This window comes from Ruegeria sp. AE3, from assembly GCF_056542225.1.
This window is the reverse complement of record NZ_JBQFZL010000017.1, coordinates 32,038-51,383: the sequence shown is the minus strand read 5'-3', so window position 1 is coordinate 51,383 and position 19,346 is coordinate 32,038. Positions and strand designations below refer to the sequence as shown.

Genomic DNA, 19,346 nt, shown 5'->3' with positions numbered 1-19,346 from the left:
ACCATTCCGGCCGACCGGAAATCTCGTATCGTACGGCGCGGCAATAGCATCCACCCTTTAGCTTTTCCATCATCCGATCCTCCAACTGCACCGCCGTAATGATAGGCATATTGCTAAATTTTTGACTTCATGCGACTCATTAATCCTGCCGTAACGTTAGAAAATCTATCATATGAATTGGTCGAGACTCCCGCCGTTGAACAGCCTGCGCGCCTTTGCTGCCGTAGCTACTGCAGGCAGCTATGCAGGTGCTGCAGGCCATCTGAACGTCACTCAGGCCGCTGTTAACCAGCAAGTCAAAGCGCTCGAAAACCGAATTGGTATTGCGTTAGTCCATCGGGTCGGTCGCGGCATTGAGCTGACGCGTTCCGGCGCCCAATTGGCACGGGATTTGGAAGCAGGCTTTGACATAATCAGCCGGGGCGTGGAACGCATTAATGAAGAGGCCATGCTCCGGCCGGTGCAGGTGACTATGCCACCGGCCTTTGCTGTTGAATGGCTCATGCCTAGGGTGGGCGAGTTTCAGCGGGCAAATCCGGAAATCACCCTGATGCTCAATCCGACGTCACAGATCGTTGAGCTCAGGCCGGGTGGGATCGACGTCGCCATAAGGTATCGAGATCAAAGGCGAGCCGAGCCGGATGTCGAGGCTGTCCTCAAGACAGACATGGTTGTCATCGGTACGCCATCGCTGATCGGGGCACGTGATCTGTCAGACTACAAGTCGCTTGCCGACTTGCCTTGGCTGCAGGAATTAGGGACCAACGAGGCGGCAGAGTGGTTCACTTTTCATGGCATCGTCCCAAAGCGACCTTTGGCGATTAACCACATGCCGGGCAACCTGATCATGCCAGCGGTCCGACGCGGCGATGGCATCACCTATACTGCCCGCGCCTTTTTTACGGAAGACATCACGGCTGGCCGGGTCGCTGTGCTCGCTTCCGAACCGCTTTTTGGCGTCTACCACATCGAAGCCTCACCAGGACGACAACGCCCCGAAGTATTGGCATTCATCAAGTGGCTCCGCTCGAAAGCCGAAGTCATTACAGTGTCGGACTGAAGTCGCCTGAGCTTTACGAGCGAACGGCCGCTCCGGGCTCGACCCGGTCATCTGAGAAATTTTGTCAGGAACTGAGAACGCCTCTCGCACCGAACGACCGAGTCGCGGGACGAAGCCGCCATACAAATACTTTGTCTTTGGCGGAATTTTGATAATCTCTAAGAGCGTCAGATCTACCAATCAAAATCACAAAACTGGCTGTATAGACCCAAATCAGAACCTGAATTTGACTCCAAGAACCGGCCCGTGCTGATCGACGTCATATTCGAACGCCCCCGTGGACAGCGTGTCGCTGTAGTCCATGCTGAAATATCGCCACCCAAAGAACAGCGAAGTTGTCTCCCACGGACGCCAATCTACACCAACATTGGCTCCGATTTGCAGGTCGTTGCCGCCTGCGCCAAAGCCGCCAAGCTCCAAGGATGCAATTGCAGTCCACCGCTCGTTAAGCACCCAAGTGCCGCGTGCACCGATTACCGGTTCCCACCAGCCTTCATCGCCGCCCAACACAGGGATTGGTGCCGGAGATGTTACTGTAATCTCCTGACGCAACGAGTTGTAGCGCGCGCCAGCCTGTAGATCGATGGCGTAGCGCTGCCCATTCCCCCTGATTGCGTCAACGGCCTTGTACGCTGCATATAAACCCAGCCATTCTTGACGAATATCAGCGCTGAACGAGGCGCTTCCAGGTGTGGGCAAGCTGCCATCGGCTTCAAGCGAAACATAGTTGGCGTCAATTATGAAACCCCAATCGGCGCGCCAGGCTTCGAATCTACCGGCTGCGGCGAAATCAAGGAGTTCCAGTGCATCGCCAAAATCGAGATCGAGTGGAACGGTTGTTCCTGCAACCGTTGAGTCTCCCTTTGTTTTAACCGGTAGAAACGCGTAGATCGAAAGGGTGTGACGCCATTCTGTTTCACTCTGGCCGCTGAGGGGAATTGCCTCGGATTGGGCGGCCGTACCAACGCTTAGAAGCGCAATGGTGATGGCAGTATTGAGCAAAGTGGTTTTCATTGTCTTGTCCTAAGAATGGAAGCGAAGCGGGCCATCTCAGGGATGACCCGCCAACCTGTTTCAATGACCTTCGGCGCTGAGGCGGGCCTCTTCTGGGGTCATTGGGGCGCGGTGCGGGAACTGCTCTACACGACCCATGTGCTGTTGCAGGATCTGCTGCATTGGCTGCACCACCCATAGACCTGGGTAGAGCGCCCCATACTTCTCGCCGGGATCGCGCATGACATTGTAGAAATCCATGCCAGGCAGACCGCCATGCCCCTCGGTGATGTGGATCTTGTGATCTTCGAAGCGGAAGGCTCCAAGCGTGTCGGCGCTGTAGTGAGCCATGAACTGGCGACGTCCGTGGCCTTCACCGTTCAGAAGAAGTGAAGTCTGATCCACACCGTCGGTGATCCGGTCGTCGGGTATCAGGTCCATCGCACCACCGATACGCGCAGCCGTGGTAAACCAATCGGTCACGTGCACAATATCCGTCGGATGCTGACCTGGCTCGATCATACCCGGCCACCAGGCCATTACTGGCACGCGCACACCACCTTCTAGTACGTCCCCTTTGGCACCACGCAGAAGCGTGTAACCGGCGGTTGGCCAGAAGGCGTACATTGGCCCGTTGTCGCTGGTCCAGACAACCAATGTATTCTCGGCAATGCCCTCAGCCTTCAGCGTCGTCAAAAGCTGATCGACATGCTGGTTATGCATCGCCATGAACGACGCTTGGCGATTGTTCTTGTCCACGTGATCGACGTCTGCAAACTCTTGGCTTGGCGCAATCTGCTGCGCGTAGGAAGCCCAGTAGATGTAAAAGGGATTCTCGTCGTTGGCGTGATCTTTTACGAATTGGGTGATCTGAGCGATGGACTCGTTTTCAAAGGCTTCTTGACGCTCGGGGGAAAGGTCACCTGCAACGCCTTCGATAGGAGTTCGTCCCTCACCCTTGCGACCGACATAGCCACCGATGGACAGGTCGATCCCTGTGAGTTCCTCGTACTGATCGTAGCCGGGGAAGTCAGCAAAAGGGAAAGTTCCGTTCGGGTCCTCGTATGAGGCTTGCCAGTAGTCCGGAGCACCGTTGAAGAGGCCATAGTAGGCATAGTCATAACCTTGATTCTCAGGCGCGTGTTCAGGCAGGTCACCGAGGTGCCATTTGCCCCACATGGCAGTGTTGTAACCTACCTCCGAAAGAATCTCGGCAGTGGTGACTTCTTCAGGAGAAAGCCCCTCCACCGAGCCAGGCCAAAGCACGCTCAAAAGGCCTGTGCGCACAGGGTGTCGACCGGTGTTGATCGCAATCCGTGTGGGCGTGCATGAGGGCTCAGCATAGCCCGACCAGAAGCGCATTCCTTCAAAGGCCATCTGGTCAAGAGCATCCGAGGGTGTTCCGCGGTGCTTACCACCACCTTGCCAACCCAGTTCGCCCCAGCCGACATCGTCGGTTAGAATGTATATGATGTTGGGCTTCTTGCCGAACTTAGCTTCCAGCTCAGCCAGCTTGGCGTCAATGGCTTCGTCTTCGGCAGCCCAAGCGGCAGCGTTACGTTCAGAATGAGCCATGTGCGGACCATCGGGTTCAATAGCAAGGGTAGATTGGACCCCGGCGAAGAACACGGCCGTAGTAAGCCCAAGTTTGTGGGGAAGATTCATCGTATTGCCTCCTAGAACTGAGCATGTCGGTGAGTTCGGGTCAATCGGAGCGTTGTTTTGTCAGGTCCGACAAACGTGCAAGTTCGTCTGCCAAAAGACGCGCATCTACTGCTTCAAGGGCGGAGAGCTCGGCATCTTCCATCGCAACCAACGCGAAGTCCAATGCCAGAGCTGCGTTTTGCTCAAGTTGCGCGGTGCAACGATCTGCGAGATGGGCATCGGCCCGTGTTTTGATTGAAACCAACTGCGCGCGCGCCATTTCGGAGCGCTTTGTTAGACGTTCGGCTAGGTCTTGCCAGGCCACTGCGATCTCGCTTTCAGTCGATTGAATGCGCGACTCCATTTGGCTTTGATGCCTTCGAAGAGTGTCTTTGAGCGCCTTGATACGCTGCTCGCGCCTGTCACCGGTTTCGGCGAAAAAGGCTTCTGCTCGCGCCTCGACGTCACCGATCAGAATCGACAAATCCGAGAGTCGTTCAGATAGTTTTGTCACTCCGGTTCCTTTCTATTTTGTTGTCCGGAAAGGCCGAAAACAAAGCTCTCCCGGCACCTGCCAAAGGGGTTCCGGCAGGTCTGCGCTTGGATCCTGATTTCAGTTGACTGGCTGTATTGCTGCCACCGGAGTTGCATAACGCATGCAATTAAATCAATATCTCAATTAGAATAACTAAAATTCTAAAAAGGAATTTTATAATTGGATCAGCTTTTTGCAATGAGCGCCTTTGTGCGAGTCGCCCAGACTAAGAGCTTCCAAGAAGCTGCAAGGCTGGAAGGTATGGCGCAGGGCACCATCAGCAAAAGGGTCGCAGCGTTGGAGAAACATCTCGGCACACAACTGCTGCGGCGCAACCAGCGCGGCATCACTCTAACTGCTTTGGGGGAGACCTATTTCGAGAGCTGCCTCCAAATCCTTGAAGACGTTGACGCGGCGGATTCCCGCATTCGAACCGATGCAGGAACACCCGCTGGCACAGTGCGCCTTTCCATGTCACCTGTTCTGTCGCGCCTGGTGATCGCCCCGCTTCTGGTCGCGTTTTGTCGGGAATATCCCGAAATACGCGTCGCCTCGTTTCTGACCGAGGATCACATCGACATCATAGGTGAGGGTATTGATGTTGCTTTTCGCGCACGACACATGGAGGACTCAGCACTCGTTGCATCACGCCTATCCTCCAACCCTCTGATCCTGGCAGCTGCGCCTTCGTATCTGGAACAAGCGGGACGGCTGGATCAGCCCGAAGATTTGGCCAATCATAAATGTCTCGTATTCTCACGTATGCGCGCGACACAAACATGGCGTCTAACTAAAGGGCGCAAGGAGCGAGACGTAGTGGTGGCAGGCGGGTTTGCAGCCGATCAGGGCGACACGCTTGTTGAATATGCGAGAAACGGTGCCGGGATCGTAATGATGCCGGAGTGGGTGATGGCGAAAGAACTGGCAAGCGGACAGCTTGAGCGCGTTCTGCCAGAGTGGGAACCGCCAAACATCCCGCTGCACATCGTATTTTCTACCAGCGCGGCTGTACCCTTGCGCACGAGGCTGCTGATCGATTTCATCCGGCGCGAAGTGCGCAGCAAAGCTATACTCCCTCGCTGAGTGCCAGCACTGTTTTGATGCAGATCATGGTTGGAACACCAAAAGGAGCATCAATATCTGTTGCAAGGTGATGAGGTTACGGCCGAAAGGATGTGCATGAAATTCTCCGCCAGATGGAAAGCCGCCTTTGACGCTCGCGATAGGCAAGCATTTGAAGCCATGATTCACGACGACTTCGCATTTGTCCGCCATCAGCTTGGAAAAGACCTGCACAAGGCCGAAATGGTAAACATTTGGTCCGTTGACGGACCAAGGCCGGTACGCCGGAACTATCGCGTCGTCTATGAGAACGACGGTATTCTCGTCACGCACCAGTTCATTGAATTTCCCAGCGGCGACAAGGAGTCAGTGATGGTGGTGATGCTGCTATCGGACGGACAGTTGTATCGGATGGAAACTGGCGCGACACCGATCGGGTGAGGCGGGTATATACTGGCGGATAACTGCGCGTGCTTTTTTGGGGGGCGATAATAAGGAGGGTATTGAATTAAAGGAACGCCCGCTTTGGGCTCGGTGCAGACGTTCGCCCGATTATCGCGAGCGACCGCAATGCCGACTAAGCGGTCATAGGCAAATAGTGCATGGAGCGAGAAAGCAATTGACCAGCATGCAGCCCGTCCGTCGCGCTATTTTCTTCTGCACTCAGCCTTAAAACACAGACTTCACGGATATTCCATTTGTCGCTGCCTCGGTTCACATTTTCGGTGCGGCATGTAACAGTTCAGATGTTTGTCGTCGATCATGAACCGGAGGCCGATCCCTTGGCATTTCCCAAAAAACGCCTGACGCGCCGAAAATTCCTTGGAACATTTGGGGCAACAGGTGCCTTTCTTGGCAGTGTGAGCCTTTCGTCAAATTCTTCATTTGCCGGAACGCGGCAACTTGACGACCTGGTCGAATACGATGCAGTCGGGCTAGCGCAACTTGTAAAAACGAAAGAAATCTCTGCGATCGAACTCGTCGAGCGGGTTATCCGCCGGATTGAAGCACTGAACCCCATAGTCAATTGTATGGCGACACCTACCTTTGACCGCGCGCTGGAAAAAGCGCGAGAAATATCCCCGGATACGTTTTTCGCCGGTGTGCCAACGATGCTTAAAGACATGGTTGATGTTGGGGGTGTCAGACGGACAGATGGCTCCCGGCTTTGGGCAACGAATATTCCGCAGAAGTCCGTCGCCTATGTCGATGCTCTGGAAGCATCGGGGCTTAACATGATCGGAACAACCGTTGCCCCCGAGTTCGCCAACGGTCTTGACAGTGAACTCTACGGGATGGCGATCAATCCTTGGAACCTTGACTATTCGTGCAATGCCTCAAGTTCTGGCGCGGCCTGTGCGGTTGCAGCGGGAATAGTGCCGCTTGTGCATGGCACAGATGGCGGTGGGTCAAACAGGCTTCCCGCCAGTGCCTGCAATGTCATTGGTTTCAAGCCCTCTCGGGGCCGCATGATGTCAGGCGAACAGGACGGCAGCCACGATACGTTCAAGACGAATGGACCGATTTGTAGAACCGTGCGCGATGCGGCTGCATTGATCGATGTCTGCGAAGACAAAGCCGGTCCTTTTCCGCCGATCGGTTTCATCGAAGGACCATCGAAACGCCGTCTGAAGGTCGCGTATGCCCGGATGGGCACCAAAGGTGTTGAACCCGTCGCTGCCATAGTGCGGGCACAGGACGCCGTCGCAGAATTATTGCGTGAACTCGGGCACGAAGTGACTGTCATCGAACATCCGATCGACGGAGCAGAGTATCTTCGCATGTTCCGCTATGCGTTTTTGCCAAAGTTTGCGCCGCTGCTCTCTTTGGCGCGCAGCACCAGTGGTCAGACATCGCTTGATACTGGGCTCCTGTCCAACTGGACGGCAACAACGATGCTGGAGGGGCAGTCCTATTCCACGGAACAACGGCAGGAAGGGTTGGATTATTTCAATGACATTTCGGCCAAGTTCGCGGCAGTTTTTGCGAACTACGACGTTATCTTTAGTGCCACTTCCCCTTCCGAGACATTGAAGCGGAGTGCGGTCAGCCACCGTGACGACTTCGCGTTCAAAGCCCATCTTCTTGAGAATTTGCTGGCGCTGACTTCCCCGGTGAATGCCGTGGGCGATTGCGCGATCTCACTTCCGCTTTCATTCTCCTCTGAAACAAACATGCCGGTTGGATCAATGTTCCATGCAGCAGCCGGAAACGACGCCACGCTTGTCGAGCTATCTTACGAACTTGAACAGGCCAGACCATGGAAAGAAAACTGGGCGCCATATTCCGCCAAGTTTATTCCAGTATGACCACAAACGAGGTCCGCATTGGGCTCTAAGCCGTCATAAGACGGTTTCTATCGGATGACAGGTTCTCATGCTGAGCGGTCATTACTCGGTAGATTCCATCAACTGCGCTGTCGTGATTCAAGGGCGACAGGAGGATTATCGATATCGCAACCGTTCTGGCTCGACCACGAGGGACTCAACCGCATCAATATCATTTCCTTGAAAACTACGCGGCGTTGCTGGGCTCCACAACCGCAAGGTTCTCAGCGGTACCATCCATTTCACCAGCAACGGCCTTCGATGGAGAGCGCACTAGCCGATTAGTCACTTTCGTTGCTGGAATTGACAGGCACTGCGTTGCCTGCGCCCATCATGCGCTGAACGAGGCGTTCGAGCGGGCTTGCCTCTTCCGGGGCGACCTTGCCCGCGAACATGCCCAAGTGTTTGGCGATGTTCTCAAGCGCCTTGGTGCGGTCTTGCATCTTGATTTCGATGCCCTGCTTGGTTTCCTTCACGCCATCGAACAGGAGGCGCGCAGCGGGACTGAGCTTGCGGGTGTCGGCCATGCGGGTGATTTCTGTCCCCATGCCGGAACACTCGGGACAATCGGGGTTTGGCGGGACTGTGAGGCGATAACCGTAGCCGCCTGCGTCGTCAGGGATGCGAGGATCCACGATTGCGCCAGACATGGCAACGTCGCGCTCTTTCTCGTCGTGGAACATCGAGAAGATCACGGTTGCCTTGCGCTCGGTAAACTTGTGTTCTGTTTTCCACTGGTACTGATGGTCGATGCCGTAGCAGTAGCGGCAGGGCGCGATGATGTGCTGGGTTAGCTCGTTGGGGTCTGCGAGGGCGATTTGCGTCCAGAGGTTCACAATGCCCTCTGCGTCGAGCATGACCTTGCTCTCGATCTGTTTGCGGCCCTCTGCGATGGCAGCGGCAACCTTAGCATTGCTTAGCAGTTTGGATGCGGTGACTTCCGCTGATCCTTTTGCATATCCGGCGCTTATTGCTGCCTTTTTTGCGTTCGGATCAGCAAGGTAGGCAAGCACAAAGGCCCGCTGACGCGGGTTTAGATCGAACTGATCTAGCCACCTGGTATCTGCCAAGGCTAGATTGTCGGTTGTGCTGCTCATTCCGGGGCGGTGCCTCTTGCGCCTCAAGATCGACCGCAGGATTGGTTCTAAATCCGCATTAAGCAACAAATTGTGATCATCAAAATCGCACTACCACCAATGTATTTGTTTATTTCTTTCTTTAGTGACTTCCTGATGACTTCCGACCTGACTTCTCGCCCGAATACTCGGATGATGCACATTATTTTGCACCATGTTCACTTTGGTGTTGCAATTTGCGACATGTTTACCAATTATATGAAGCCAAGGAGAACACGCACATGGAAAAGGTCATTGGTCGAGAAAGCTTCTAGCCCTGAGTTTGCGATCCACCAATGCAGCAAAGAATGGAAATGGCACTCATCAAACGGATCATCCCCCAAAAAAGTTCGTCGAACCTGCAGTTCTAAACCGATACTACCCAACCATCCACAAGGCCTAATTGACAGGCTGCAAGGCAGATACGGTTCACCGCACAGCAAACCCAATAGAAACCGCCATTGCGGGCTCCACAATGGCTCCAAAGATCGATCATGAAAATACGAATTAAAGAAATCCGCCAAGCCAAAGGTCTTACTCAGGAAGAACTTGCAGTGAAGGTTGACTTATCTCGTTCTTATTTGGCGCAATTGGAAAAGGGAACACGCCCACTCACCACCAAGAAGCAGGTTATTATTGCCGCAGCCCTTGATGTGGAGCCATCTGAGCTTGTAGATTTCAGCGCACCTGACAAAGACGACGAGGCGCTTCTTCTCGAGGCGTTCCGTGCCCTTTCCCCCGAACAGCGAAAAGCTTGGCTCGAATGGGCGAAAGTAGCTAAGGGGTCCGCCCTGGATAAAGAGTGAATGCTCTATACACCATGCCAATCGGATCAACCGATCTTATGCACCGAAAAAGACGGCAAGTTGAAGATCCACCAGGACACAGGCGTCAATATGGTGAAGGTTGCGGATCTGGAAAACCTGATCGGAGGAAAAGCGGCCTGAAACCGCAGGTACGAATAGCCAAGTGTGGGGCAGAATGTGGGTCAGTGAAAGTTGTCCCATTTCTTTATTGTTTATTTATAAGTGTTTAATTTACTTTTATGGTGCGGGCGGTGGGACTCGAACCCACACGGGCATACGCCCTTCAGATTTTAAGTCTGATATGTCTACCATTCCATCACGCCCGCATGGCGCGGCCCTTTCGGACAGTGCAACGTCCTTACAAGCACAACGAGATGATAACAATGTGCTTTGACCTGCCAGATCAGGAAAATTAGCGGGCAGCCCCGAAGGAAGTCACCTGCGCGCAACGGCACCCCGATCACATCCTCAGGCTTTGGCGTGGTCCGACACATCGCCAGGTCCGATGCATCGGATCGACTGACGGTGCCCCTTCCGGGGAACGTGTTTTCAATACCAATCCTTTTCCCGTTCTATCGGGGAACAAAAATTTGTCGCGGCGCAAGCGTACATAGCTCCCGACATTACCATATTGTATGAATCTGATTACCCAAAACCTGAGTCTCTCATTTCTGTACCAGAGCCACTTTCATGTCCCAACCCTGTTTCGGATTTGTTTTTTGTTACTGTCCAGCGAGTTAGACCTGAGTTCCCCTATTTCCCGATTGAGATGCCCATATACATGGCTACTCCGGGAAACAACGGTAAAGGACGGTTCCGCCCAACTCGAACGGATGCAGGTAAAGCCTCAGTGTCAGGTCTGGACGTTATAAATTTCAATGATTTGGTGGTGCCCCCACACGGACTCGAACCGCGGACCTACTGATTACAAATCAGTTGCTCTACCAGCTGAGCTATAGGGGCACTGGCAGTCGATTACTTCGTCCGACAGAGGACTGCAACCCTCATTTTTGACTCGAACTTGGGGATTGCCCGTTTTCCTGAGAAAGTGCAGAAACCGCGGGGTTGTTTCGTTGCAGATTTTCATGCGACGCAAAGACATAGAATGGGATGGACACAGCCCCTGAGGGTAAAAGGACTAAAGATGCAGGTAGTAATCCATGCCGGGGCCGCCTTTGCCGATGAAGGGCAAGTGCTGTCCTCGCTTTCGGCAATCAAGCAGGCCTTGGTGGATTGCCGTGCTGCGATCTTGGGGCCACGCGGCGGGCGTCAGTTTGTCAAGGTTCTGTCTGATGCTCTTGCTCAGGATTTGACTGATTCAGAAACGCAGGACGGGCTGCACGCCCTTCTTCCAGATGATCCAAATGTTGATCGTGTCATCCTCTCGAACGACAAGTTCTTTGGCCCAACACGTTCTGCCCTGCAACATGGACAGATTTACCCTTTTGCCGGGCAGCGGACAGCCTATGCCCAGACCTTGCTGGAGGATGCTCAAGTTGAATTATTCGTCGGTCTGGTGAACCCTGGGATTTTCATACCCAAGGTCCTGATGTCGATCCATGAAGATCACCGGCAGGAGATTCTGACCAGCACCGATCTGAGCTGCCTGAGCTGGTTGAGCATGATCGAAGATCTGCGCGATCTTGCGCCTCAGGTGCAGCTCACTTTGTGGAAGAATGAACACTTGCCACTGATTCTGGGGGATATCATGCGCGCAATGGCGGGCCTGCCCGGTGACGCTCCTCTGGTGGATGAGTATGCGTTGCTGTCGTCGCTTCTGACTGAAACCGGTCAACGGCATGTTCTGGACATCGTGCGGGGCAGCGACGGCCTCGACAAAGATACTCAACGCGAAGACCTTGCGCGGATATTGGAAGACCACGCCCGGCCCGATGAGGTCGAAGAGGAACTTGATCTGCCCGGCTGGAACGCCGACATCGTTGACGCATTTACAGAGCTTTACGAGCAGGATCTGGCAGTCATCCAGACCATGCCAGGTATCCGGGTACTGTAACCTTTCTTTCGCGGCTGCACCCTTACTGATGCCTTTTCGTTTGCCGGATGATCCAGTCCGCAAATGCTTGTACGGCTTCGTTCCTCTGCCCGGTTGGTGTGGCAATGAAATATGCGCTGCCCGAGGTATTCGCCAGTTGCCCGGTCTGGACCAGCGCGCCCGACGCCAACTCGGCCTCGATCAGATAGGACGGCAAAATCGCAGCCCCAAGCCCGGCAACTGCGCCTTCGATCAGCATCGAGAACTGATCAAAGCGCATTCCTGGAAAAACCGTTCTGGCCTCAAGTCTATGGCTGGCATGATATTCGGACCACAGCCCGGGCCGCGAGGTCAGATGCAACAGCGGCAGATCGAACACATGCTGTTCCTCGAAAGTCCGTTGGTCGCCCAACAACACAGGCGCAGCCGCTACAACAAGTTTTTCCGGGAACAGCTTGCGTAGCCGCGCACCGGGCCAGTCTTCGTGCCCAAAGTGAATGGCAAGGTCCATGCGCCGCTCTTCCAGGCTGAACGGCGTCGTGTAGGAATGCAGATCCAGTTCGATCCCCGGATGCAGGTGCTTGAAATCCGGCAGTCTGGGCACCAGCCACCGTGTCGCAAAGGTGGGCAGGACCGCCAAGGTCAGCAACGACGCACCGTCACCGGCCGCGATCGCACGATTGATCGTACCGTTCAGCCGCTCAAGGTCGCCTGCAAGTTCTTCAAACAAAGCGCGACCCGCTTTCGACAAGCGAACCGCACGTCCGACCCGGCGAAACAGCGTCACCCCCAGCGCAACCTCAAGTTCACGAACCTGACGGCTAACCGCGCCCTGCGTCACACCAAGCTCTTCTGCCGCCATGGTATAGCTTTCGTGGCGTGCAGCAGCCTCGAAACTGCGCATGAGGGCAAAAGACGGCAGGGAATTGATTCTGGGCATATCACTCATGAGTTTTAGTCACTGAAACGATACAAAACAGCGTATTTTTATCAAGTTACTTTGCAGATAGAACCTCAGTCATCTCCAGAGGAAGATTAACAGTGTTCCATCGCGCAAACCGACTAAACGGTATCGAATTGTCCGAAATCGTGCAGATTTCCGAGGCCGCCGCACGCTTGCGTTCGGAAGGGCGCGATGTTCTGGCATTGTCGACCGGTGAGCCTGACCTGCCCACCCCGCCCCATGTGGTCGAAGCAGCCCACGCGGCAGCGCTGGACGGCAAGACGAAGTACCCGCCGACGGCCGGGGTGCCCGATTTGCGCACCGAAGTTGCCCGGCAGGCCAAAGCCGAAGTTGCTCAGGTCATTGTGTCGACCGGTGCCAAACAGGTGATTGCCAATGCCATGCTGGCCAGCCTGAACCCCGGCGACGAGGTCATCATGCCCGCGCCCTACTGGACCAGCTATTCTGACATAGTGCGGATGGCGGGTGGAACGCCCGTCATTCTGCCTTGCCAGATGGATCAGGGATTCAAGCTTCTGCCGGAACAGTTAGAGGCCGCCATTACACCGCGCGCACGCTGGCTGATGCTCAACACGCCGTCGAACCCGTCGGGGGCAATCTACACGCAGGATGAAATTGCCGCCCTCGCATCTGTTCTGTCCCGGCATCCACAGGTTTGGGTTCTTGCGGACGAGATTTATCGCCATCTCAGCTTTACTCCGTTTGTATCAGTGGCCGAGGCGGCCCCTGACCTTGCCGACCGTCTGTTGATCGTCGACGGTGTCGCCAAAGCATGGTCCATGACCGGATGGCGCATAGGCTGGGGGATCGGGCCGGTCGAGCTGATCAAGGCGATGGTGGCCGTTCAGGGGCAGGTTACCTCGGGTGCCTGTTCGATTGCACAATGGGCCTCGCTTGCGGCGCTGACCGGCAGCGCGGGCCTGTTGGAAGAACGCCGCGCCGTATTTGCCGAACGCCGTGATCTGGTGGTTGCAGGGTTGAACGCGGTTCCGGGTTTGCGCTGCGCGGCACCCGACGGGGCGTTTTACGCCTTCCCTTCCTGCGCCGGACTGCTTGAGGATCAGGGTGGGCCTTTCAAAAATGACGCTGACTTCTGCACCTGGTTGTTGGAAGATGCTGGTGTCGCTCTGGTTCCCGGTCGCGCATTCGGGTTGCCCGGACATTTTCGCCTGAGCTTTGCTTATGCCCAAGATACAATTGCAGCGGGGCTTGCACGTCTCAAAGCCGCTGTAGAAAGGAAACTCTCATGAAACCACAATCCCGCCCCCAGCTTGGCCCTTTCACTTGGGATGACCCTTTTCTGCTGGAAGACCAGTTGGCCGAGGATGAACGCATGGTGCGCGATGCGGCCAACGCCTACGCGCAGGACAAACTGCTGCCCCGTGTAACTCAGGCTTTTGCCAATGAAGAAACAGACCCCGAGATTTTTCGCGAGATGGGGCAAATGGGCCTTCTGGGCACGACTATCCCCGAAGAATTCGGCGGCATCGGTGCCAGCTATGTCACTTACGGTCTGGTCGCACGCGAAGTGGAACGCGTCGACAGCGGTTACCGCTCGATGATGTCGGTGCAGTCCAGCCTCGTCATGTACCCGATCTATGCCTACGGAACGGATGAACAGCGCCGGAAATATCTTCCGAAACTGGCCAGCGGTGAGTCTATTGGCTGTTTTGGCCTGACCGAGCCCGATGCAGGTTCGGACCCCGGCGGCATGAAAACCGTCGCGAAAAAGACCGAAGGGGGTTATGTCCTCAACGGCTCAAAGATGTGGATTTCGAACGCGCCCATTGCTGACGTGTTTGTTGTCTGGGCCAAATCAGACGCGCATGACGGCAAGATCAAGGGTTTCGTACTTGAAAAAGGCACACCCGGTCTTTCAGCCCCGAAGATCGAAGGCAAACTGTCGCTGCGTGCCTCGATCACAGGTGAGATCGTGATGAACAATGTCGAGGTCGGGGAAGATGCTCTGTTGCCGGGTGTCGAAGGTCTGAAAGGGCCGTTTGGCTGCCTAAACCGTGCACGATACGGTATCGCCTGGGGATCTATGGGCGCAGCTGAGGCCTGCTGGCACGCCGCACGGCAATATGGTCTGGACCGAAAACAATTCGGTCGCCCTTTAGCGCAAACGCAGCTGTTCCAGCTGAAGCTTGCGAACATGCAGACGGAAATCGCCTTGGGCCTTCAGGCCGCTCTGCGCGTGGGTCGCCTGATGGACGAAGCCCGCGCAGCGCCAGAAATGATCAGTCTGATCAAGCGAAACAATTGCGGCAAGGCACTTGAGGTCGCACGCCACGCACGTGACATGCACGGTGGCAATGGCATCAGCCAGGATTTCCACGTGATCCGCCACATGGTGAATCTTGAAACCGTGAACACATATGAAGGCACTCATGATGTTCACGCCCTGATCCTGGGTCGCGCGCAAACGGGCCTGCAAGCCTTCGCCTGAGGACGACAAAGATGGATCGCGCAACCATTGTGCATGACAACTTCCTGCGCCGGGTTGCGGCACGGGATTTTCCCGATGGCGCGACGCCGTCTGGCCCACTGACAGCGTCTGAAGCGGTCGGGCTATATCGCGCGCAATGTCTCAGCCGCGCTTTGGACCGCCAAAGCCGGGCAATGCAGAAAGCCGGTCAGGGGTTTTATACCATTGGCTCCTCTGGTCACGAAGGGATGGCCGCCGTGGCGGCAGCCCTGCGCCCGACAGACCCCGCTTTTCTGCACTACCGCGACGCCGCGTTTCAGATCGCCCGGTCCGATCAGGTGCCGGGGCAGAGCCCGACATGGGATATTCTGTTGTCCTTCGCTTCATCCTCTGATGATCCGATCAGCGGTGGGCGGCACAAGGTGTTGGGGTCAAAAGCGCTTTGCATCCCGCCGCAGACCTCGACCATTGCCAGCCACCTGCCCAAAGCAGTCGGCGCGGCTTATGCAATCGGGGCAGCCCGCCGTCACAAACCAGAACATGCAGAAATGGCGGACGACGCCATCGTCTATTGTTCCTTTGGTGATGCCTCGGCCAACCATTCCACCGCGCAAGGCGCATTCAACACTGCACAGTGGACGTCTTACCAGTCGGTTCCCCTGCCGCTGCTGTTTTGCTGCGAGGACAACGGGATCGGAATTTCGACCAAGACACCACAAGGCTGGATCGCCGCGACATTCTCTCATCGACCGGGACTGAAGTATTTCTCGTGCGACGGGCTCGATATTTTCGAAACCTACCGTATAGCACAAGAAGCCGCCGCCTATGTCCGCAGCCGTAAGAAACCCGCATTTCTGCACATCCGCACGGTGCGCCTGTATGGCCACGCCGGAGCAGATATGCCCACCACGTATTTGCCGAAATCCGAGGTCGAAGCTGAAGAGTCGAACGACCCCCTGCTGCACTCCGTCCGTCTGCTTGAACAATCCGGTTCGATGCAACCGGATGACGCGTTGAAGGTATACACCGACACCTGCGACCGCGTAGCGCGCGTCGCCGACAAGGCGATCACCCGCCCTCGCCTGAAAACCGCAGGTGACGTGATGGCCAGCCTGATCCCGCCCGCACGCCCCTGTGCCCCGACCAATGGCCCGTCAGCTGAACATCGGGCTGAAGTATTCGGCGGCGACCTCAAAGCACATGCTGAACCCCAGATCATGTCGCGCCTGATCAACTGGGCCCTGAGCGACCTGATGCTTGTACACGGCGAGATCGTGATGATGGGCGAAGATGTCGGGCGCAAAGGCGGTGTCTATGGCGTGACGCAAAAGCTTCAGGCCCGTTTCGGACCCGACCGGATGATCGACACGCTGCTAGACGAACAGTCGATTCTGGGCCTCGCCATCGGGATGGCCCAAAACGGGTTTACGCCCATGCCGGAAATCCAGTTCCTGGCCTATCTTCACAACGCCGAAGACCAGTTGCGCGGTGAAGCGGCCACCCTGCCCTTCTTCTCGAACGGTCAGTACACCAACCCGATGGTCGTTCGCATCGCCGGGCTGGGGTATCAAAAGGGCTTTGGCGGGCATTTCCACAATGACAACTCGGTCGCGGTTTTGCGCGATATTCCGGGGCTGATCCTGTCCTGCCCATCGAACGGCGCCGACGCTGCACGAATGCTGCGTGAATGCGTGCGGCTGGCCCGGGAAGAACAGCGGTTGGTCGTGTTTCTGGAACCCATCGCGCTCTACCCGATGCGGGACCTGCACGAAGCCGGGGACGCAGGCTGGATGCACACTTACCCCGACCCATCCGAAAGGATCGGTTTCGGCGAGGTCGGCGTGGATGGAGATGGCGACGATCTGGCCATCGTTACCTTTGGCAATGGCGTCTACCTCAGCCATCAGGCGCGCAAATCGCTGGAGGCCGACGGGACAAAAACCCGGATAATTGACATGCGCTGGTTGTCGCCGCTTCCCAAAGACGCGCTGACCCGGGCCGTAAGCGGCGCCAAGCGGATATTGATCGTCGATGAAACCCGGCATCACGGCGGCGTGGCCGAAGCCCTGATGGCCCATTTCCACGAAACCACTGATGTGCCGATGGCTCGTATTACCGCCGAAGACAGCTTTATCGCCACCGGCCCGGCCTATGCCGCGACCATGCCATCGAAAGACAGCATCGAGGCCGCAGCAAGATCCATTATGGAGACGGGCAAATGAGGTCTGCGAAACAAACCGCTGTTGTCATCTGTCCGGGGCGCGGAACCTATAACAAACCCGAATTGGGTGTTCTGGGTCGGCATTTTACCGACAAGGCCCTGCTGGCACATTTCGATGGCATGCGGCGCGCACAGGGTCAGGAAACCCTAAGCGAACTGGACGGCGCAACACGGTATTCCGTGGCAAAGCACACGCGCGGAGACAATGCCTCGGCCTTGATCTATGCCGCCACGCTGGGCGATTTTCGTGCCATCGATCCGGAGAAAATCGACGTGGTGGCTGTGACCGGAAACTCGATGGGCTGGTATTCAGCCCTGGCCTGCGGGGGCGCCTTGACTGCCGAGGCAGGGTTCGAGGTGGTCAACACCATGGGAACACTCATGCAGCAGAGCCTGATTGGCGGCCAGTTGATCTATCCTTTCATGGATGCCGACTGGCAGCCGAACCCGGCACGCAAGGCCGAACTGCTGGCTTTGGTCGCTGAGATCGACGGCACCGGCGCGACCCTCACGCTGTCAATTGATCTGGGCGGGATGCTGGTTATGGCCGGGGATGAAGCTGGGTTGTCCGCCTTTGAAAACAAGGTGCCTGTGGTGCAGGAACGATTTCCGATGCGGCTGGCCAATCACGCAGGGTTTCATTCACATCTGCAACGCCCAGTTGCCGAAGCCGGTCGCGCCCGCCTTGCCGCAGATCTGTTCCGGCAACCCAATTTGCCCATGATAGATGGCCGTGGTCAGATCTGGTGGCCCGGAGCCTGTGATCTGGACGCGCTTTGGGACTACACCTTGGGTCATCAGGTGACCGAAACCTATGATTTCACAAAGGCCGTATCACAGGCCGCGAAAGAGTTCGCACCCGACATGTTCATCGTCACCGGACCGGGAACCACACTGGGCGGAGCCGTCGCGCAATGTTTGATCCTGAGCAATTGGGACAAGATGCAGGACAAAGCAAGCTTTCAGACCAGCCAACGCGAAGAACCTTCGCTGATCTCAATGGGGATCGAGGATCAACGCGCACGTGTGACCTGACCTTGCACACCTTGGCGGTTCGCCCGGCGCAAATCGATCTATCGCGGGCACTCCGCTCCACTCTTCCCACCGAACCTTCTGTTCAGAACCTGCCCAAAAAAGCGCCTACTTATCAAATCCACGCTTCCGAAACGGGAACAGATGACTGAGCGCCCAACCCCGCGCGGCGACCCGTTATCCAATGCTTCAGGTCATTTGGCACCTTCGCGCAAATCGGGACTCTTTCGATCGAGCACCTTGCAGACAGGCGACAGGGCTAGGGTCAGGATTCATAACCAGTAGATGACTAGAGCCGCGAGCGCGATGGCGGATAGGAAGACCTTGGGACAACGATCATAGCGTGTTGCCACGCGCCTCCAATCCTTGAGCCTGCCAAACATGATCTCGATGCGGTTTCGCCGCTTGTATCTGCGCTTGTCGTATTTGACCGGTGCCTTGCGCTGCTTTCGACCAGGGATGCAGGCGCGTATCCCTTTGTCTTTCAAGGCGTCTCGGAACCAGTCGGCGTCATAGCCACGATCACCGAGCAGCCAGTCCGCATTTGGTATGCTGCTGAGCAGAGCCCGAGCACCGATGTAGTCGCTGACCTGCCCGGCGGTAACGAACAGGTTGAGCGGGCGACCTTTGCTATCGCAAATGGCATGCAGCTTGGTATTCATGCCGCCCTTGGTTCGGCCCCTCTCGGCAGCATCCTTCGGATGCGCCTGCCGGGCAGTGAATCAGGCGGCCACGCCCCCCTTTTTCGCGGCCATGCTGGTCGCGGTACGATGTGCTTTCAGATAGGTCGCGTCCACTGCCCGGCAGTCGAAACGCAGTTTCGATGAGAGGGGATCATCACGGTCTTTTCTTCGCCGTGTTCGGCTGCCAGGCCGGCCTCCATCCGAGCGAAGATGCCTTTCTCGCTCCAACGCTTCCACCGGCTATAAAGCGTTTTGTGCGGCCCATACGCTTCCGGGGCGTCACGCCAGCGCAATCCATTGCAATTGATGAAGATAATCCCGCTCAGCACCCTTCTATCATCGACCCGTGGCCTGCCGTGCGACTTCGGGAAGAAAGGGCAAAGCTTGGCCATCTGCTCGTCTGTCAGCCAATAAAGGTCGCTCATATCACCGCTCCGTTTTCGAGCCGTGAATCACGCAACGAAGGGAAAATCAATGCATCCT

At 56.1% G+C, this 19,346-nt stretch carries 16 protein-coding genes, 2 tRNA genes and 1 pseudogene; 11 read left to right on the top strand and 8 right to left on the bottom strand.

The annotated features are described in order from the left end of the window. The first annotated feature begins 172 nt into the window (after positions 1-172). Positions 173-1,060, top strand: coding sequence for a LysR family transcriptional regulator (locus ACR0NZ_RS18900; protein ID WP_480521051.1), 888 nt, complete (start codon positions 173-175; stop codon positions 1,058-1,060). 213 nt (positions 1,061-1,273) lie between these two features. Here ACR0NZ_RS18900 and ACR0NZ_RS18895 read toward each other — a convergent pair whose 3' ends face one another. Genes ACR0NZ_RS18895 through ACR0NZ_RS18885 form a run of 3 tightly spaced genes read right to left on the bottom strand, consistent with a single transcriptional unit; the run spans position 1,274 to position 4,211 of the window. After that, a complete protein-coding gene (locus tag ACR0NZ_RS18895; RefSeq protein ID WP_480521049.1) occupies positions 1,274-2,074 on the bottom strand; it encodes an outer membrane protein in 801 nt (266 codons plus the stop codon). A 60-nt stretch (positions 2,075-2,134) separates the two neighbouring features. Next, complete coding sequence (locus tag ACR0NZ_RS18890) at positions 2,135-3,718, bottom strand: sulfatase-like hydrolase/transferase (RefSeq protein ID WP_480521047.1); 1,584 nt, start codon at positions 3,716-3,718, stop codon at positions 2,135-2,137. Positions 3,719-3,758: 40 nt separating this feature from the next. Then, on the bottom strand, positions 3,759-4,211 hold the full coding sequence (locus tag ACR0NZ_RS18885; RefSeq protein WP_480521045.1) for a hypothetical protein: 453 nt from the start codon (positions 4,209-4,211) through the stop codon (positions 3,759-3,761). A 201-nt stretch (positions 4,212-4,412) separates the two neighbouring features. Between ACR0NZ_RS18885 and ACR0NZ_RS18880 the strand changes: the two genes are divergently transcribed. The 3 genes from ACR0NZ_RS18880 (at position 4,413) to ACR0NZ_RS18870 (ending at position 7,603) form a co-directional block, all read left to right on the top strand. Further along, positions 4,413-5,315: a LysR family transcriptional regulator gene (locus ACR0NZ_RS18880; RefSeq protein WP_480521043.1), complete on the top strand. Its 903-nt coding sequence runs from the start codon at positions 4,413-4,415 to the stop codon at positions 5,313-5,315. Between the two features lie 30 nt (positions 5,316-5,345). Further along, positions 5,346-5,735, top strand: coding sequence for a DUF4440 domain-containing protein (locus ACR0NZ_RS18875; protein ID WP_480521041.1), 390 nt, complete (start codon positions 5,346-5,348; stop codon positions 5,733-5,735). 341 nt (positions 5,736-6,076) lie between these two features. Next, a complete protein-coding gene (locus ACR0NZ_RS18870) occupies positions 6,077-7,603 on the top strand; it encodes an amidase (protein WP_480521039.1) in 1,527 nt (508 codons plus the stop codon). Between the two features lie 299 nt (positions 7,604-7,902). Here ACR0NZ_RS18870 and ACR0NZ_RS18865 read toward each other — a convergent pair whose 3' ends face one another. After that, entirely contained in the window at positions 7,903-8,718 is an 816-nt protein-coding gene (locus ACR0NZ_RS18865) for a terminase small subunit (RefSeq protein WP_480521037.1), read from the bottom strand. A gap of 512 nt (positions 8,719-9,230) precedes the next feature. Between ACR0NZ_RS18865 and ACR0NZ_RS18860 the strand changes: the two genes are divergently transcribed. Together ACR0NZ_RS18860 and ACR0NZ_RS18855 are read left to right on the top strand one after the other, a co-directional pair. Next, positions 9,231-9,542: a helix-turn-helix domain-containing protein gene (locus ACR0NZ_RS18860; protein WP_480521035.1), complete on the top strand. Its 312-nt coding sequence runs from the start codon at positions 9,231-9,233 to the stop codon at positions 9,540-9,542. Further along, positions 9,543-9,683 (top strand): hypothetical protein, encoded by a 141-nt coding sequence (locus ACR0NZ_RS18855; RefSeq protein WP_480521033.1) that lies wholly within the window; start codon positions 9,543-9,545, stop codon positions 9,681-9,683. A gap of 99 nt (positions 9,684-9,782) precedes the next feature. On the opposite strand, the gene ACR0NZ_RS18850 is transcribed toward ACR0NZ_RS18855, so the two are convergent. Next, positions 9,783-9,868 (bottom strand) — tRNA-Leu (locus tag ACR0NZ_RS18850). 561 nt (positions 9,869-10,429) lie between these two features. Further along, positions 10,430-10,505 (bottom strand) — tRNA-Thr (locus ACR0NZ_RS18845). Positions 10,506-10,686: 181 nt separating this feature from the next. Here ACR0NZ_RS18845 and ACR0NZ_RS18840 point away from each other — a divergent pair. Next, positions 10,687-11,556, top strand: coding sequence for a hypothetical protein (locus ACR0NZ_RS18840; RefSeq protein WP_480521031.1), 870 nt, complete (start codon positions 10,687-10,689; stop codon positions 11,554-11,556). Positions 11,557-11,578: 22 nt separating this feature from the next. On the opposite strand, the gene ACR0NZ_RS18835 is transcribed toward ACR0NZ_RS18840, so the two are convergent. Beyond that, positions 11,579-12,484 carry a LysR family transcriptional regulator gene (locus tag ACR0NZ_RS18835; protein ID WP_480521029.1) on the bottom strand — a complete coding sequence of 302 codons (906 nt, stop codon included), beginning with the start codon at positions 12,482-12,484 and terminating at the stop codon, positions 11,579-11,581. 92 nt (positions 12,485-12,576) lie between these two features. Between ACR0NZ_RS18835 and ACR0NZ_RS18830 the strand changes: the two genes are divergently transcribed. Genes ACR0NZ_RS18830 through ACR0NZ_RS18815 form a run of 4 tightly spaced genes read left to right on the top strand, consistent with a single transcriptional unit; the run spans position 12,577 to position 18,183 of the window. Continuing rightward, complete coding sequence (locus ACR0NZ_RS18830) at positions 12,577-13,749, top strand: pyridoxal phosphate-dependent aminotransferase (RefSeq protein WP_480521027.1); 1,173 nt, start codon at positions 12,577-12,579, stop codon at positions 13,747-13,749. After that, positions 13,746-14,948: an acyl-CoA dehydrogenase gene (locus ACR0NZ_RS18825; protein WP_480521025.1), complete on the top strand. Its 1,203-nt coding sequence runs from the start codon at positions 13,746-13,748 to the stop codon at positions 14,946-14,948. Before ACR0NZ_RS18830 ends, ACR0NZ_RS18825 begins: the two co-directional genes overlap by 4 nt. Positions 14,949-14,959: 11 nt before the next feature. Continuing rightward, entirely contained in the window at positions 14,960-17,149 is a 2,190-nt protein-coding gene (locus ACR0NZ_RS18820) for a dehydrogenase E1 component subunit alpha/beta (RefSeq protein ID WP_480521023.1), read from the top strand. Beyond that, entirely contained in the window at positions 17,146-18,183 is a 1,038-nt protein-coding gene (locus ACR0NZ_RS18815; RefSeq protein ID WP_480496316.1) for an ACP S-malonyltransferase, read from the top strand. Before ACR0NZ_RS18820 ends, ACR0NZ_RS18815 begins: the two co-directional genes overlap by 4 nt. 269 nt (positions 18,184-18,452) lie before the next feature. On the opposite strand, the pseudogene ACR0NZ_RS18810 reads toward ACR0NZ_RS18815, so the two are convergent. Next, positions 18,453-19,288: pseudogene (locus tag ACR0NZ_RS18810) on the bottom strand (IS5 family transposase). Positions 19,289-19,346 lie beyond the last annotated feature (58 nt).